General features: G+C 71.7%; 13 protein-coding genes. 3 read left to right on the plus strand and 10 right to left on the minus strand.

The window, feature by feature from the left end; genetic code table 11:
* Nucleotides 1-185 precede the first annotated feature (185 nt).
* The 3 genes from F0L68_RS00465 to F0L68_RS00475 form a co-directional block, all read right to left on the minus strand.
* Nucleotides 186-3,500 (minus strand): S8 family serine peptidase, encoded by a 3,315-nt coding sequence (locus F0L68_RS00465; protein WP_223198374.1) that lies wholly within the window; start codon nucleotides 3,498-3,500, stop codon nucleotides 186-188.
* A gap of 157 nt (nucleotides 3,501-3,657) precedes the next feature.
* The gene (locus tag F0L68_RS00470; protein ID WP_149847352.1) at nucleotides 3,658-5,376 is read right to left on the minus strand and encodes a putative Ig domain-containing protein; all 1,719 of its coding nucleotides are present in this window, start codon (nucleotides 5,374-5,376) and stop codon (nucleotides 3,658-3,660) included.
* A 169-nt stretch (nucleotides 5,377-5,545) separates the two neighbouring features.
* Nucleotides 5,546-6,010, minus strand: coding sequence for a MarR family winged helix-turn-helix transcriptional regulator (locus F0L68_RS00475; protein ID WP_149847353.1), 465 nt, complete (start codon nucleotides 6,008-6,010; stop codon nucleotides 5,546-5,548).
* A 49-nt stretch (nucleotides 6,011-6,059) separates the two neighbouring features.
* Between F0L68_RS00475 and F0L68_RS00480 the strand changes: the two genes are divergently transcribed.
* Nucleotides 6,060-6,926, plus strand: a complete 867-nt coding sequence (locus F0L68_RS00480; protein WP_223198375.1) for an SDR family oxidoreductase — start codon at nucleotides 6,060-6,062, stop codon at nucleotides 6,924-6,926.
* A gap of 52 nt (nucleotides 6,927-6,978) precedes the next feature.
* Here the strand turns inward: F0L68_RS00480 and F0L68_RS00485 are convergent, their stop codons facing one another.
* The 5 genes from F0L68_RS00485 to F0L68_RS00505 form a co-directional block, all read right to left on the minus strand.
* Nucleotides 6,979-7,884: an alpha/beta fold hydrolase gene (locus tag F0L68_RS00485; RefSeq protein WP_223198376.1), complete on the minus strand. Its 906-nt coding sequence runs from the start codon at nucleotides 7,882-7,884 to the stop codon at nucleotides 6,979-6,981.
* Between the two features lie 132 nt (nucleotides 7,885-8,016).
* Complete coding sequence (locus F0L68_RS00490; RefSeq protein WP_149847355.1) at nucleotides 8,017-9,303, minus strand: ATP-grasp domain-containing protein; 1,287 nt, start codon at nucleotides 9,301-9,303, stop codon at nucleotides 8,017-8,019.
* Complete coding sequence (locus F0L68_RS00495) at nucleotides 9,290-10,243, minus strand: alpha/beta hydrolase (protein WP_149847356.1); 954 nt, start codon at nucleotides 10,241-10,243, stop codon at nucleotides 9,290-9,292. Before F0L68_RS00495 ends, F0L68_RS00490 begins: the two co-directional genes overlap by 14 nt.
* A gap of 70 nt (nucleotides 10,244-10,313) precedes the next feature.
* Nucleotides 10,314-11,642: an MFS transporter gene (locus F0L68_RS00500; protein ID WP_188316312.1), complete on the minus strand. Its 1,329-nt coding sequence runs from the start codon at nucleotides 11,640-11,642 to the stop codon at nucleotides 10,314-10,316.
* A 216-nt stretch (nucleotides 11,643-11,858) separates the two neighbouring features.
* Nucleotides 11,859-13,121, minus strand: a complete 1,263-nt coding sequence (locus F0L68_RS00505; protein ID WP_149847357.1) for an ATP-grasp domain-containing protein — start codon at nucleotides 13,119-13,121, stop codon at nucleotides 11,859-11,861.
* A gap of 241 nt (nucleotides 13,122-13,362) precedes the next feature.
* Between F0L68_RS00505 and F0L68_RS00510 the strand changes: the two genes are divergently transcribed.
* Nucleotides 13,363-13,869, plus strand: a complete 507-nt coding sequence (locus F0L68_RS00510) for a PaaI family thioesterase (protein WP_223198377.1) — start codon at nucleotides 13,363-13,365, stop codon at nucleotides 13,867-13,869.
* Nucleotides 13,870-13,916: 47 nt separating this feature from the next.
* Here the strand turns inward: F0L68_RS00510 and F0L68_RS00515 are convergent, their stop codons facing one another.
* Nucleotides 13,917-14,351, minus strand: a complete 435-nt coding sequence (locus F0L68_RS00515) for a hypothetical protein (protein ID WP_149847359.1) — start codon at nucleotides 14,349-14,351, stop codon at nucleotides 13,917-13,919.
* Between the two features lie 255 nt (nucleotides 14,352-14,606).
* Here F0L68_RS00515 and F0L68_RS00520 point away from each other — a divergent pair, with 255 nt between their 5' ends.
* A complete protein-coding gene (locus tag F0L68_RS00520; protein ID WP_149847360.1) occupies nucleotides 14,607-15,236 on the plus strand; it encodes an HAD family hydrolase in 630 nt (209 codons plus the stop codon).
* A 5-nt stretch (nucleotides 15,237-15,241) separates the two neighbouring features.
* On the opposite strand, the gene F0L68_RS00525 is transcribed toward F0L68_RS00520, so the two are convergent.
* A complete protein-coding gene (locus F0L68_RS00525; RefSeq protein WP_149847361.1) occupies nucleotides 15,242-16,669 on the minus strand; it encodes an MFS transporter in 1,428 nt (475 codons plus the stop codon).
* Between the last annotated feature and the right edge of the window lie 24 nt (nucleotides 16,670-16,693).

Consider the following 16,693-nt stretch of genomic DNA (forward strand, 5'->3'; position numbering starts at 1 on the left):
GACCCCACTTCACAGGACGGGTGCGGCGGCACCTGGTTCAGGAGCGCCGCTCCCATGCTGGGACCGCGCACATCCCGTGACAATGCGCCGAAGGTGTTCGGCGCACGCACGGTGTCGCTGCGACGAAGGTGGCCTCCGCCAAGGACGGATCCAGGGCGGAGGCCACCTTCACGGAGCCGTTCGGCTCAGCTCACGGTGTAGCTGTACGGAATGCCGACCAACTCCGATCCGCTGCCGGCCAACGGGTTGACCGTGTTCACGTAGACCATGCCGTGCACCTGGGTGCCGACCGGTGCGGTCGGCGTGATGCTGAACCTGATGCTGCGACTCACCCCCGGCGCGACATACACCGGGGTGGCGGCGGGGCCGCCGACCGCGCGCTGCCAGTAGTCGCCGGTCTCGGACGTGGTCCACGGGTCGAACGCCTGCGTCTCCGCCGACAGGGACACCGTCGCCGAGCCGGCCGCCGAGCCGTTCGGGAACGGCCCCGGCTGCTGCACGTCCAGCGTCCACGAACCGAGCGCCAGCTGCTTCGCCCTGGCCACGACGGTGGTGGTGTTGCCGCCGTTGCGCGGCGCGCGGGCGAAGATCTCCGGATTTCCCTTGTCGTTGTAGAGATCCAGGTCGACGGGCATGGTCGCCGACGCGGTCGCCGCGAGCTTGCTGGTGTGCGGTGGCACGATCCAGCTCGGCTGCGTCGAGGTGCTGGTGTGCAGCGGCAGCGTCAGTGTGGTGTCGCCGACGTAGGGCTTGAGGTCCACTGTGGACTGTCCGGCGAGCCTCGGGTCGAGGAAGAAGTACTGGCCGGCGACCCCTGCGTTGGTGACCTCGATCGAGCCGGTCGTCGTCGTGCCGGATTTGATCTTCGTGCCTAGGCCGTCTGGCAGGTTGTTGGCCCGCGCGTTGACGGCGTCGAAGCGGACCTTGCCGGTCAGCTGTTCGCTGAACTCCTTGCCGCTGACCGCGTTGGTCAGCACGACGAGCAGCTGCCAGCGGCCGGCGGCGGGTTCCCGCACGGTGAGGCTGGACGTCCCGGTCGGTTGCGCGGAGGTCTTGTCGTTCCAGGTCGCCTCGGTCGCGTTGACGTCGCCGGACAGCAGCTGCTTGTCCGGGCTGACCAGGTAGAACTCCAGCGCGGTGCCGGGGTCAGGCGCGGTCAGGTCGACGGTCATGCTCCGCCGGCCGGCCGGCACGTCCAGGTAGAAGCCCTTCTCCTGACCGAGGACGCGACCGACACCGCCGGTGATGGTGGTGCTGAACGCGTTGTCCCCGTTGGCCTTTGTGGGGATGAGCGCCCTGCGCGACACCGGCAGCGACAGGTGCTGGCCGGCGTCCGAGTCGAACTGGATCGAGGCCGGCACGTCGCCAGCCGAGGCGGGCAGCGGCACCCGCAGGTCGAAGGTGGCCGAACCGCCTGCCGGGATCACCCGGCGGGTGGTGCCGGTGACGCCGGCCGAGGCGTAGTCGTGCCCGACGATGCGCAGCTGCGCGTTGCCGGCGAAGGTGCCCGGCGGCAGCGGCGGCTCCTGGAGGTGCGCGCGACCGTTGGCCCACAGGATCTTCACGGTCCAGGTGCCGGGGATCGGGTCGTGCACGTTGATGAACTGGTAGTTGGTGAACTTGTAGTCGTAGGACTCCTGCACCAGCCTGCCCTGCGGGTCGACCAGCAGCATGGCGAGCGGGCCGGAGCTCTTGGTGCCCGGCCAGACCATCGTCATGTCCAGCAACGGGGTGCCCGGCGACACGGTGAACGTCACGGGCGCCGAGGCCTGCGCGCCCTCGGCCGGTGTCGGGTTCGCGGCGGACGCGGAGATGGGGACCGTCCTGTCCTGCAAGGAGGTCTGCGCGCCCTCCGTGCGGGAGGTCGCGGTGACGGTCTGCGGCGCCGACCCGGTGTTGGTCAGGGTCACCGAGGCGTTCTGCGTGTCACCGGCGTTCCCGGTCAGGTCGAGCTGGCTGACCGAGGGCAGCAGCGCGGTGCCCGCCGCCGTGGTCGGCCTTCCGTCGTCGGTCCTGACGGACAGTGCGGCGCGCACCGCGCTGTAGCTGTCCAGCAACCCGGAGCCCTGCTGGTCAGCCGGCACGTTGAGGTCGGTCGCCGTGCCGGTGAGCAGGCGCTTGACCAGGTCGGGCGACGGCCGCACGCCGTGGTGGGTGCGCTCGTAGGCCTCCATCACCAGCGCGGCCGCGCCGGCGACGAGCGGGGCGGACTGGCTGGTGCCGCCGAAGGTCTCGGTCAGCCCGGTGCAGTCGTCCCAGCGCGGGTCGACCGTGCAGTCGGCCATGCCGGCCATGGCGGGCGCGACCAGGTCGACGACCTTGTTGTTCAGGGTCGGGCCGCCGGAGGACAGCCCGGTGATGTTGTTGTTCACCCAGGTCTTGTAGCCGTACGCCTGGGCGAGCAGCCGGTAGGAGGTCGAGCCTGCCGCCGCGATCACCCTGGGGTCGCTGGCCGGCGAGCCCACCGTGCCGGACACGCCGGAGTCGCCGCTGGAGGCGACCACCGTGACGCCGGCATTGATCGCGGCGCGGTCGGCCAGCGTGATCGGGTCGGTGTCCGGGTCGGGATAGGGGTTGCCGCCGAAGGACTCGCTGAGGATGTCCACCTTGTCGTGGTTGACCGCGTAGTCGATGCCGCGCACGAAACCAGAGGTGGAGGAGCCGTTCTGGCCGAACACCTTGATGGCGACCAACTGCGCGTCCGGCGCCATGCCGCGCAGCCGGAAGGTGCAGCCGCGCGGCAGCCCGGCGTAGGGCAGCTCGGTGGACAGGTCGTAGGTGCGGCTGCCCTGCGAGACGATGGAGCTCGCGTCGCCGAACGCCTCGCCGCCGCCGCTGGAGTCGCGCAGGCCGTCACCGGAGAAGTCCTGGTAGTCGACGATGGCCCTGCTGCCGTCCGGCCGGATGAAGTCCGGGTTGCTCGGGTCGAGGCCGTCGGCGATGACCGCGGCCTTGATGCCCTTGCCGGTGGCCAGCGAGTGCGCCTGCACGGCGCCGGGGTCCTGCGACTCGGTCCTGGTGATGTCCAGGGCCTCGGGTTCGAGCAGGGGCTTGGCCGGGTCGGCCGGGCAGATCTGCTGGCTCGGCTTCGGCGTGGTGTCCTTGGGGGTCGCGGACCGCGCGTGCGCGTTCGGGTAGATGGTCAGGTCCGGCACGACGGCCGCGACGGCCGGATTGGCGCGCAGCCGCTGGATGTCGGCGGGCTTGGCCTTGGCCGCGACCGCGCTGACCGTGTTGAGCTGCACGAGGTCGGTGGCGCCGTGTCCCTTGAGGTCGTCGACGACGGACTGCTGGTCGCCCGCGACGGTCTTGGCGCGCTGTTCTGCCTGCACCTTCGGCTTGAGGTCGGGATGCTGGTCCCGCATCACCACGATCACGCTCTGCGGCGCGCCCTGCGCGCCCGAGGTGTCCGGCGCCGCGCTCGCCTGCGATGGCGCGACGATCGCGACCACCACCGCCGAGGCGGCCGTCAGTGTCAGAAAGGACCTTCCGGTTCTCACCCTGTCTCCTGTTCGCCGACCCGATGGATCATGGCTGGATCCTTCGGCACGGCGTCCCCGCGCGCTACGCCCATTCGTCGGTGCCGGAGCAGGGTTGTGCGAGTTTTGCGGCCATGGCGCGGTTTGCGCGCGCCATGGCCGCAAAACCCGGACGGAGCTAGGACACGGACAGCGCGGCGTCGTCGATGACGAACGACGTCTGCTTGGTGTAGTCCTCGGCCCCGGTGAACTTCACCGTGACGGTCTTGCCCGCGTACGCCGCCAGGTTGAACGTGCGCTGCGTGTAGCCGCTGCCCGCGTTCAGGTTGGAGTAGGTGGCGAGCGTGCTCAGCACCGCGCCGGAGCCGTCCAGCACCTGCGCCTTGAGCGTGTCGTAGGCCCTGGTGGTGGTCGTCTCGGCGGTGTCGACGTGCAGCCAGAAGCTCAGCCCGTAGGTCGCGCAGCCGGTCGGCAGCGTGACGGTCTGCGCGAGGGTGTCGGTGTGCGTGCTGCCCTTGCCGCCCAGCCAGGCGTCCCAGGAGCCGCCGTGCGCGGGCTGCGCCGAGCCGCTGTTGACGATCGACGCCGAGGACGCGGTCCACGGGCTCGCGGCGCCGCTCTCGAAGCCGGGGTTGCCGAGCAGGTTGGCCGGCGTGCAGCCGCCGCCGCCCCCGGTCGGGTTGATGGTCCAGCCGAACGAGGTGCTGCCGCTCGGGCCGGTGCTGTCGGTCGCGGTGACGTTCACCGTGCCGGTGCCTGCGGTGGTCGGCGTGCCGGAGATCAGGCCGGTGCCCGCGTTGACGGACAGGCCGGCCGGCAGCCCGGTGGCCTGGTAGGACAGCGTGCCGCCCGCGGTGTCGCTCGCCTGGAGCTGGAGGCTGGCCGGGGTGCCGACGGTGCCGGTCTGGTTGCCGGGGTTGGTCACGGTGACGCCGCCGGTGGTGCCGCCGCCGGTGCCGGCGAGCCACGCGGTCGCGTTGAGGGCGAGCGCGGCGTTGTTGGCGCCGGGGTCGTTCCAGCCGTTGTAGACCTTCTTGCCGGGCTCGCCGGTGCCGTCGTCCGGCGGGGAGCTGTCGCCCCAGACGGCGACGCGGCCGGAGCCGAAGGTGCTGGTCACGAAGAACGCGTTGGTGTTGCCGGGGGTCGCGGTGCTCAGGTACAGCAGGCCGCGCACGTTCGGGTTGTCCGCCGGGTTCAGCGTGAAGGTGGTGCCGTTGGCGATGAGGCTGTGCTGGACCGAGCCGAACGACCCGTTGAGGACGGGGTTGGCCGGGTCGTTGATGGCGACCGGGAAGTCCTTGACGATGTTCTTCAGATCGACCGAGAAGCCGAACGGGTCGTTGTTGGCGACGCCGTTGTTGGTCATCAGGTCGTTGATGATGGCCGGCGAGTCCCAGCCGTCGTTGTTGCGGTCGCTGCCGGTGTGGTCGGAGATCAGGAACAGGCCGCCGCCGTTCTGCACGAAGTGCATGAGCGCGGCCTTCTCCGCCGAGCTGAGCACGATGTTCGGCTCGGGCAGCACGAAGGTGTCGAAGTTCGTCAGGTCCAGCGGATTGCCGGTGTTGCCGTAGCTGATGGAGTTGCCCGGCGGGAGGGTCTTGAGGCTGTACTGGCCGGTCCGCTGGAGTGCGACGCCCCAGGAGGAGATCGCGCCGGTCCAGTCGGTCTCGCTGGCCGGCGCGGGGTTCTGCGCGAGGGGGTCGGGCATGCTGGTGCTGATGATCCAGTCCGCGTTGCCGGCGGTCTCGGCCTTGGTGTCGTCGAACAGCACCCGGTGCTGGGTGGCGGCGGCTCGGTGGGCAGGGGGCACCGAGGCGATCGCGGGTGTGACGGTCGCTGCGGCTAACAGCCCGCTCGCGAGGGTCACTCCGGCGAGCGCGAGTTGTCGAAGTCGCATGGAACCTCCGTGGTAGGACGTCACGAGGACGTACGGCGGATCCAGATTGCCGGGTCTGTCCTCGGCTCAGCCAGGAGAATTCCAGGGCGATTTCGTTAACAAATAACCACGTCCATAAAACGGACGAAGATACTTAACGGGCCTTTCCTCGCATTGTTCGGCCGCGAACTCAGCCGGCCCGGTGCGCCTTGAGCTTGCGCCACACCGAGTCGAGCGCGGCGAGGTCGCCGTCGTCGAGCAGGTCGGTGAACACCGGGGCGAGGCACGCGCGCCTGGTCGCGTCGGCGGCGGCGAACACCTCGCGCCCGTGCTCGGTGAGGGCCACCTCGACCGACCTTGCGTCCACCTCGGAGGGGGTGCGGCTGACCAGGCCGCGCTCCTGGAGCGCGTCGAGCACACGCGAGACCTGGCTGCGGCTGAGCATCGTGCTGGCGCCGAGCGCGGAGGCGGACACCGGTTCGGTGCGGCCTGAGAGCCACAGCATGACCTCGAACCAGGACAGCGGCAGGTCGTGCGCGCGCCTGAGGGCGCGGCCAACGTGCTCGGCCAGGGTCGCGCCGGCCCAGACCAGCCCGTAGAACGCATGGTCGGCTAAGGGCATCCCCCCGAACGCCGGAAGCTTCGCGCTGCTCATCCCGCCATCGTACGTCGTTGTGTGTACGCACACGAAAGCCTGCTAGTGTGTGTACACGCACGGAACTCGTCAGCAACGGAAGGCCGACATGTCCCCCAAGGTTGTCCTCATCACCGGCACCTCCTCCGGCATCGGGCTCGCCGCCGCGGTGGCCGCCGCCAACGCCGGCTATCGCGTGGTCGCCACGCTGCGCGACACCTCGCGGGCCGGCGCGCTCCGCGAGTCCGGCGGCGACCTCGACGTGCGCCAGCTCGACGTCACCGACCCCGCCTCCGTCGCGGCCTGCATCGACGGCGTGATGGCCGACTACGGCCGGCTGGACGCGGTCGTCAACAACGCGGGCGCCGGGCACCTCGGCACCATCGAGAACGAGTCGGTCGACGAGGTCCGCCGGGTCATGGAGGTCAACTTCTTCGGCGTGGTCCAGGTGACCAAGGCGGCGATGCCGCACCTGCGCGCGTCCGGCGGCCGGCTGATCACCGTGTCCAGCGTTGGCGGCGTCGTCGGCCAGCCGTTCAACGAGGCCTACTGCGCGGCGAAGTTCGCCGTCGAGGGCTTCATGGAGAGCCTGGCACCCGTCGCCGCGCGTGTCGGCGTCGCGGTCACGCTGATCGAGCCCGGCGCGGTGGCCAGCGAGTTCGTCGCCAACCTCCAGGTCGACCCCGCCGAGGTGATCGCCAACGCCGGGCCGTACGCCGAGGTGCTCCAGGCCTACGTGGCCCGCACCCGCAGCTCGTTCGGCACCGGCGCGCAGACCCCGGCCCAGGCCGCCGAGCCGATCGTCGCGGCGCTCACGGCGGAGCACCCCGCGCTCCGGGTGCAGACCTCGGAGTGGGCGACGGCCTTCACCGGCACCAAGCTCGCCGACCAGGATGGCGGCAAGGTCCTCGGCCTCACCGCCACCTGGATCGCCTGACCACGGCGACACCGGCCCCGGCCGGCGCGCCTCGGGGCGGCCGGGGCGCCACTCAGCCCTTGAGGAACGCGCGGACCTGGGCGAACACCTCCTCTGGCTCCTCGACGTGGGAGAACGAGCCGCTGCGCTCCAGCACCCGCACGGTGATCCTCGGCGCGTACTCGGCGAACTCCCGTTGCAGCCTCGGGTACAGGGCGCGGTCGAACCGCCCGGCCAGCACCAGCACCGGCGCGGCGATGTCCTTCAACCTCGGCCGGAAGTCCGGGATCTGCGCCACCTGCCCGCCGATGATGAAGTCCACGTCCGCGCCGACGAACAGCGGATACAGCTCCAGGTTGCGCGCGCCAGGCTCGCTCAACAGCTTGGCCGCGTTGCCAGGGTCGTAGAACCGCACCAGCGCGGTGGCCGCCGCGAACTGCTCCCGCAGCCGGGGGTCGGTGGACACCGCGCCCTCGCGGCGCAGCTCCTGGATCCGGTCCCACACGTCCGGGTGCTGGTTCTCCAGTTCGCGGTTGATGTTCGCGTGGTTGCGCTGCCACATCTCCGGGCTGTGCAGGCTGTTGGCCAGCACGAGCGAACGGACCAGGTCGGCGTGGTCGAGCGCGAGCGCCTGACCGAGCAGTCCGCCGTAGGAGAACCCGTAGACGTGCACCGGGCCGAGGTCGAGCTGGCGGATCAGCTCGGCCACGTCGGCGACGTCCCCGGCGAAGGTGATCTCGCCGAGGTCCTCCGGCGTGTCCGAGCGACCCCGGCCGTGCAGGTCGACGTAGATCACCTGGAAGTCCCCAGCCAGGTCGCTGAAGAACGGGTGGAAGATCACGTGCGACCCTGCGGGGCCGAGCCCCGCCAGCACCAGCAACGGCTCCCCCGCGCCCTCGGTCTCCACCCACAGCCGATGGCCGCGCACGTCGTAGTGCCGGCCGGCGGGATGCTGGACGGTGGTCGGAGCTGCCGACATCGAACCTCCTGAAGCTGGTGTGCCGCGCGGATGTCCACCGCGCGGGTCTGTGTCGACCATGGTCCGCCGCCCGGCCACGGGCCGGAACGGCGGCCCGGTCACGCTGGCGGCCCGGTCACCCTGGCGCCTCGGTCACCGCGTGGGCGGCGCGGCCCGGTCCGCGGGGTCGATGCGTAACTCGTCCTCCAGCGCTCGCAACAGCCGATAGTCGGCCCACAGCTGGTCGTTGCTCTCGTGGGCGAGCACCGCGAAGCCGAGGTCGAGGCTGCCGAACAGGTCCCTGGTCCGCTCCACCAGTGCGCCGCTGCGGACGTTGCGGATCGAGAAGTGGTGGCTGGCAAGGCGTTCCACCCCGTCCAGCACCTCGGCGTTGCGCAGCACGCCGGACTCCCGCGCGATGTGGAACACCACGAGCAGGTGGCACAGCAGCCGGTAGTGGTCGGGCACGTCCTGCTCGCCGGCGAAGTACCGCACGGTGCGGTCGATCTGGCTGTCCCCGGTCGCCACCCGGCAGAACCGAGGCTGGCCGCCGCCGTGCGCCCGCGCGCCGATCTCGATCAGCCTCGGGCCCTCGTCGGTGAGCATCACCTCGACGTGCGCAGGGCCGAACCGCAGGCCGACCGCGTCCAGCACGCCCCTCGCGTACGGGAGCAGCTCGTCGAGCACGGGATCGGCTGGCTCGATCCACTCCATGCTGTCGTAGACCGCCATGTACTCGCCGTTGTCGATCTTGTTGTACCGGCACACGTCGACGACCGTATGCACCCCGTCGTGGCTGACCGTGTCGACGACGTACTCCGTGCCGGTGACGAACTGCTGCACCACCAGCCGGTCGTTGACCAGGCCGAGCCGGTTCGGCACGCCGATGAACGCGTCGAACACCTCCCGCCAGCCGCGACCGCCCGCGACCTTGGTGACGCCGTCGGTGCTCGCGCTCTTCGGCGGTTTGACCACCAGGTCGCGGCCGAGCAGCCCGGACCGCTCGATCCAGACGGTCACCTCGGCCGGATCGGCGGTGCAGACCTGCGGGATCACCGGCAGGCCGGCCGCGGCGACCGCGGCGGCCATCTCGCCCTTGTGCCGCCGCGCGGCGGCCAGCGCCGGCACGTTCGCCACTGCCGGCACCACCCTCGGGGCCAGGGCGTCGGCCAGCTCGACCCCGGACTCGCAGCCGGCCAGCACGCAGCGCGGCGCCAGCTCGGCGAGCCTGCGCAGCACCGCGTCGTGGTCGCCGGCGAACGTGATGATCTCCGGGAAGTCCTCGGGGACGTAGGACGAGGCGTACACCTCCGGCGGCTCTGGACCGGACAGGACAGCCACCACGGGCACGCCGGCCGCGCGGAAGGCCGGGGCGAACAACGCGCCAGAGGAGTACGGGTCCACGATCACGGCGGGACCGGTCGGCTCACCGTGCGGCATCGGGCTCCCCCTGTTCGGCCAGCAGCGCGACGGCCGCGCAGAACCGCGCCCAGGCGTCCTCGACCTGGGGGCTGAGCGCCCTGGCCCGCACCGCCGCGTGCACCAGCCCCGGCTCGACCACGTTGCGCACCGCGATCCCGTTGCGGCGCAGGTGTTCCGTGTACTGCTCGGCGTCCACCCGCAGCGAGTCCAGCTCCGCGCTCATGATGTAGGCGGGCGGCAGGTCGTGGAAGGAGCCCGACACCAGCGGCGACACGTACGGGTCGGCGGCCTGTTCTGGCTCCGCGCAGTAGCACTTGGTGTAGTACTCCATCTCGCCGCCGGTCAGCAGTGGGGCGTCCGCGCCGCCGTGCCGCCAGCGAGTGAAGTCCAGCACCGGGCTGATCAGGCCCTGCCCGCGCAGCGTCGGGCCGCCCCGGTCCCGGCACATCATCGACACCGTGACGGCCATGTTCGCGCCGGAGCTGTCGCCGCACAGCACCACGGCGTCGGTGTCGATCTCGACGCCGAGCGCGGCCGGCCTCGTCACGATCGCCGACAGCGCGCCGAAGCAGTCCTCCAGCGCGGCGGGGAACGGGTGTTCCGGGGACATCCGGAAGTCCGGCGCGACGGTCACCAGGCCGGACCTGGCGGCCAGCTCGGCGACCACGGTGTTGTGCGTGTCCAGCGACCCGACGACGAAACCGCCGCCCCGGAGGTAGACCGCCAACCCCGCGCCGCTTCTGGTGCCCGGCTCGTAGACGCGCACCGGCAGGTCGCGGCCGTCGTGCCGCACCACGGCGTCCCGCACGGCGACGCCGTCGGGCACCGGGTACGGGAAGACCTTCGTCAGGCCGAGGTACAGCCTGCGCTGCTCCTCGACCGGATAGGTGTAGAAGTCCGGTGGCATCGCCTCGTTGCACAGATCGACGAACGTCTCGATCCCCTCGGCGTAGCCCATGGTTCCTCCAGTCACTGTTCGTCGGCGCGGTGGGACGGCGTTGACGGCGTTCGGCGTGCTGCGGTGCGGGTCAGGAGGTCGGCGCGGCAGGCTCGGCCGCCCTGCGGCGACCACGCAGGTCGGCAAGGACGCCCCGGCGCACCAACGGCGGCAGGCACAGCACGGTGCCAAGCGCGCCGATCCACATGGCCCAGGACAGCCCGGCCAGCTTGATCGACAGGGACGCGAACAGGCTGCCGACCGGCACCGCGCCCCACAGCAGGAAGCGCTGCACCGAGTTGACCCGCCCGAGTAAGCCCTGCGGTGTGACGGTCTGCCGCAGGGTGAGCGAGGTCGGCCCGAAGGAACCCTCGCCGACGCCGTGCACGATGCTGCCGGCGACCAGCCCGACCGCCGAGCCCGCGCTGCCCGCGATCGGCATCAGCACGATGCCGGTCACCGAGACGAAGGCGCCGAACACCAGGGTGCGCGGCGTGCCCCACCGCTCGATCAGCCTGCCGGACAGCATGTTGCCGACCGGGAAGCCCAGCGCGGCGGCACCGACCACCAGGCCGATCCAGCTCGCGTTCAGGTGCAGGACGTCCTTGCAGTACAACACGATGATCGCGTCGATCATGCTGAGGAACAGCACGTAGACGCTGCCGCAGGACAGCACCGGCTCGAGCAGCGGGTGCCCGAACACGAACCGCAGCCCCTCCCTGATCTCGCGAACCAGCCAGCCGCGTTCGCGTTCGACGGCCGGTGGCCGCTCCTCCCGGTGCCTGATGCCCAACAGGGAGACCACCGAGACCGCCCTGGTGACGCCGTTGACGAACACGGCGGCGACCACGCCGAAGAACTGGATCAGCGGGCCGGCCAGCACCGGCCCGAGCGATCTGGACACCGACTCGGAGAAGAACAGCCTGGCGTTGCCGCGATGCAGGTTCCTCGGGTCGGCGAACAGGGTTGGCAGGTAGGAGTTGTAGGCGACCTGGAAGAACACCGTGGTGCAGCCGCTGACGCCGACCAGCAGCATCAGCAGCCAGAACGGCAGCAGGTGCCGCCAAGCCAGCAGCGCCACGGTGAGGAAGCAGGCCGCCTGGATGGTGTCGCAGACGATGAGCGTCGGCCTGCGGCGCAGCCGGTCGAGGATCGCGCCGGCCGGCAGGCCGAGCGGCAGGAACGGCAGGAACAGGGCGAAGGGCAGCAGCGCCGCCTGCGCGTTGGACGTGCCGAGCACGGTGACCGCCAACAGCGGCAGCGCGACCACCATGAACTGGTCGCCGAGCAGGCTCGTCGACTGGCCGGCCCACAGCATGCCGAAGTCGCGTCTGGCGGTCGGCGCGTCGACCGGTTCGGCGATCGCCCTGGGCTCCTCGGCCGGCTCCGCCATCGACGCCGCCTCTGCTGCCTCACTCATGCCGTCCCCCTGGCACGTCATGGCGCGTCGTGTCGCGCGGTCGGTTCGCCAGCCAACTCACCCATGGCTCCTCGCTCGCGGCCGTCCCCGGCACGAGCGCACGACCCCACGCCGCCTCGAACCACATGTCGCTCCTGCCTCCCTCCTGGACCGGCTGATTCCGGGTTCCTGCCTTCTGAACCCCAAGCGGGGCGAAACGGTTGCAGTCCTCCTGGGTCATCCGGTCGATGCCGGCTCCTCCACCGTCCTGAGGGTGATCGCGACCGCCGCGACCTCGGCCGCCGCCGTGCACACCTGCTCGGACGGCCCCGAGGTGACCACGTAGGCGTACCTGCTGGTCACGTGCCCGACCGGCGGCAGTTCGAGGCGCTGTCCCGGCATGGCGAGCACGGCGACCGTGTCCACCTCGGGCGGCAGGCCGGTGCGGTCGACGTCGACGCCGGCGACCACCGTGTCGGCGCTGGGGTACAGGAAGGTCACGCGGGCGACCCGCTGTCGTGGGGCCGGCAGGTCCGGCTGGGCGCCGACGGTCACCTGCACCGCCACGCGTCCGGGGTCGATGCCCGAGGCCACCGACGCGACATAGGGGATCAGGTCGCCGCCGAGCCGCCCGTTGATCTCGATGATCCTCGGACCGTCGGCGGTCAGCATGACCTCCGTGTGGGTGAGGCCGTTGCGGAATCCGACGGCCCGGTGCGCGCGTTCGAGCAGGTCGACGATGTCGGGGTCGGCGAGCAGCGGATCGGCCGCGTGCACGACGTGCCCGACCTCCTCGCAGTGCGGCGGAAAGCCGAGGATCTTGCGGGCCACGAACAGCGGGGTAAGCACGCCGTCGACGACCGAGGAGTCGACCGAGATCTCCTCGCCGACCAGGAACTCCTCGACCAGCACGCCGATCTCGAACCTCGGCGCGCCCGGCTCGGTCGCGTCGCGGGACATCGGGTACGCGGCGGCGAGCTCGTCCCGCGTGGACACCTTGACCACGCCGATGCTCGCGCCGAGCGCCCTCGGCTTGAGCACCACCGGGTAGCCAAGGCTCGCCGCGGCCGCTGTGGCCTCGGCCAGGTCGGCGACCAGCACGGACTCGGCCTGCGGCACGCCGGCCTCGGCCAGCGCCCGCCGGGTCAGATGCTTGTCACGGCAACGGTTTGTCGCCTCGGGGTGGCCGCCCGGCAACCCGAGACCCCTGGCCACCTCGGCGGTCTGCACGGTCCGCAGCTCGTCCCAGCACAGCACCCCGCCGACCACCTGCCGCGCCGCGAGGTCGCGCGCCACGGCGAGCATCGCGCGCACGTCGAGCGTGTCGACGACGGTGTGCCCCGCGACGTAGTCCAGCTCCCAGGTCGGTTCTGTCGCGGTGAACAGCCACACCCGCGCGGACCGCGCCACCGCGCTCAACAGGTACTCGCGGTAGAGGTGGAATCCGCTGCCGACCAGGATGATCAACGGCAGCTCGGCCAACGTGTCCTCGACATCCATGATTCGCGCGTCTCCTCGTGCTCGAACCGGACCACTCGCCCATCCTCCGGATGCCGACCGGCGGGCGACCGAACACATCGTGGTGAGCCGGTTTCCCTCGGCACACCGCCGTAAAGGTGCACTCGCCCGCCGGTGGGTTCGGCCGGGCAGCCCCCGGCCGCCACCCGGCTCGGTGACGGGACCGCAGGACTGCGATCATCGGTCGACGGCCCACGGCCGCGAGGAGAACGGGGAGGCGCAGGTGGATCTGGACCAGCACACGGCGAACCGGTCGCGCACGCACACGTGGTCCCCGCCGCCGACGCGGGAGGAGGCCGCCGGCCTGTCCGGTGTCGAGTTCCTGCGCCGCATCGTGGACGGACGGTTCCCGCAGGCGCCGATCTCCAGCGCGCTCGGCTTCCACCTCGTCGAGGTCGACGAGGGCAGGGCCGTGTTCGAGGGCGACCCTGGAGACCACCTGTACAACCCGATGGGGTCGGTGCACGGCGGATTTCTCGCCACCCTGCTCGACTCCGCGCTTGGCTGCGCGGTGATGACGATGCTGCCGCCGGAACGTGGCTACACCACCGTCCAACTGGGTGTGCACCTCGTTCGGGGAGTCACGGCCAGCACCGGCCCGCTGCGCTGCGAGGGCACCGCCGTGCACGTCGGCAGGACCGTCGCCACGGCAGAGGCGCGCGTGGTCGGCGTGGCCGACGGTCGGCTGTACGCGCACGGCACCACCACGTGCGCGGTCTTCGCCAGGTAGCGGTGCGGTGTCCGGGGACGCCTGCGGGGGCATCCCCGGACACCGCGTCAGCGTGCGGCCGGGCGCATCGGCGGGAAGCGGATGTCGCAGTCCTGTCGTTCACCAAGCGGCACACCGAACTCCTCGGGCTCGGGACACTCGGTCACGCGGTACGGGTGCGCCGGCGAGTCGGGATGGCTCGACGCCGGCAGGAAGCCGACCGCTCTGATCGTGGAACTGGCCGACCCCCGTCGATGCCAGAGCAACCACTCCGGCGCCAGCACGTCCACCCCGGGATCGGCGGCTGGCACCCGGTAGGCCACCGCGCGGTACGGCCCGCGCAGGATCACCACCTCGACCACGTCCGCCTCGCGCCGGGTCGCGGCGATGGTGTGCACGTTCGGTTTCCGCCCATAGAAGTAGATCGTGAAACCCTGAGAACTCAGCACGCTCACCAGATCCCTGATGTAGTCGGTGCCGAGGCTGACGGCGTTGCCGTTCATCTACCTCCCTTTTCTGTGCTGCTGGCGGCGCATCGGCGCACGGCTCGACCCGGAACCGCGATGGCCACGCTGGGCAACAAGGTAGACACACCGACGGCCGAGGGCAGTCCGGGCACCCACAAGGGCCCCTGGCGGGCGGATCATCGTGTCCGGAAACCGCCGGCATGTCGTCGAAGGGCCGGGCAGGATCGGGCCAAGGGCCCCTAACGGCGCCTGACAACACCTGACGGCTCCCGACACAACGAAGGGACACCCATGCACGAGGCCGCGCTGTTCGATCTGGACGGCACCCTGGTCGACACGGAGCCGCGCAGCCAGGCAGCGTGGGGCAGGCTGTTCCGCACGCACGGGGTGCCGCACGACGAACGCCTGCTGGCCTCGTTCGCCGGCAGGCCGGGCCGCGAGGTGCTTGCCGCGCACCATGATCAGTTCGGCGACGAGCACTCCGTCGACGATCTGCTCACCGAGGCGATGTCCTACGCCACCCTGCCGGCCGCGCCGGTGGCCGGCGCGGTCGAGCTGGTGCGGCGGCTGCACGAGCAGCGGGTGCCGGTCGGCGTGGTCACCTCGGGCACCAGGGACTACGCGCACGGCGAGCTGGCCGTGATCGGCCTGCTGCCGCTGTTCGCGGTGGTGGTCACCGCCGAGGACGTGGTGCGCGGCAAGCCGGACCCGGAGGGCTACCTCGCCGGCTGCCGGGCGCTCGGCGTGCCGCCGGGCCGGGTGGTCGCGTTCGAGGACGCGCCGGCCGGGGTCGCCGCGGCCAAGTCCGCGGGGCTGCACTGCGTCGCGCTCACCACCACCCAGCCCGCCGACGCGCTGTCCTCGGCCGACCGGGTGGTGGCGGACCTGACCGCCGTGCGGTGGCCGCTCGGCAGCGCCTGACGCCGTCAGGCGCTCTGGTCTCGCCGCCGGGACGTGCCGACGAACGCGATCGCGGCCACGGCGCACACGATGGCGGGAAGCGCCAGCGCGACCCCGGCGCCGTGCGGGTTCGCCTCGGACGCCCGGACCGTGACGAAGGCGCCCATGACCGCGACGCCGAGGGTGGCGCCGAGCTGGCGCACGGCGTTGAGCAGCCCGCCCGCCGCGCCCGCGGTTCCGGCCGGCGCGGCGTTGACGATGGCGCTGACCAACGCCGGCATGGCAAAGGACACGCCGAATCCGGTGAGCACGAGACCGAGCGCGAGCCAGCCGTAGCCCGCTCCGGTCAGGGTCGCGCAGCTGAGGATCGCGCCGCCCACGACGAGCAGGGCAAGGCCGACCAGGATCGGCGGGCGCGCGCCGACGCGCGCGACGATGCGGCCGGTGATCGGCGGGTTGAGCGCGAACGGGATGGTGAGCGGCAGGAAGGCGAGGCCGCTGGCGACCGGGCTGAGGTGGCGGTCCTGGGCCAGCAGCAGCGGCAGCACGAACAGCCCGCCGGTGAGAGTGAAGTTCACCGCCGCGCCGGCCAGTAGCGCGGCCCGCACGTCGCGGGTCCGCAGCAGCGCGCGGTTCAGGACCGGGGTCGCGCTGCGCCGCTCCAGCATCGCGAACACGATCCCGGCGAGCACCGCCGCGGCGGCCGACCACGCCGTGTGAGTCCAGGCGCCCGAGCCGACCGCGATGAGCGCGTCGGTGGCCAACGCGAGCGCGGCGCACACCATCAGCTGCGCGGCCGGGTCGATCCGCCGGTCGCCTAGGGGGCAGCGCACCGCGGGACCGGCGGTCAGCCCGAGCACGAGCAGCGCGATCGGCAGGTTGACCAGGAAGATCGCCCGCCAGCCGGCCAGGTCGACCAGGACGCCGCCGACGACCGGGCCGGCGGCCACGGCGGCACCGCTGATGGCCGCCCAGGTGGCCACCGCGCGCGCCCGCAGCGCGGCCTCGGGGTAGAGGCGGGTGATCATCGCCATCGAGGCCGGCACGCACATCGCCGCCGCCACACCGAGCAGCGCCCGCAGGGCCACCAGGGTGCCAAGATTCGGCGCGAACGCGCTCAGCGCCGAACCGAGTCCGAAGGCCGCGACGCCGATCCGGAACATCCGGTGCGCGCCGAACCGGTCGGCCAGCGCGCCCGCCGAGAGCAGCAGCGCGCCGAACGCGACCGTGTAGCCGGTGATCGCCCACTGGAGCCCGGCGACCGCGCTGCCGAGCGAGGCGGCCAGGTCCGGTTCGGCGACCGACAGCACGGTCATGTCCAGCAGCACCATGAAGTAGCCGAGCGAGATCCCCAGCAGCGCGCGGGTCCGCCCGCGCGGTTCGTCCGTGCTGGCGGGGCGGCCGGAAGCCGTGCCGGCTCGGCGGCCGGACGCACGGGTGACGGCAGAAGTCATGTCGAGTGTCTCCCCAGGAGGTGG

Origin of the sequence: Solihabitans fulvus (assembly GCF_008386585.1) — a bacterium.
In the GTDB taxonomy this organism is placed as follows: Bacteria; Actinomycetota; Actinomycetes; order Mycobacteriales; family Pseudonocardiaceae; genus Solihabitans; species Solihabitans fulvus.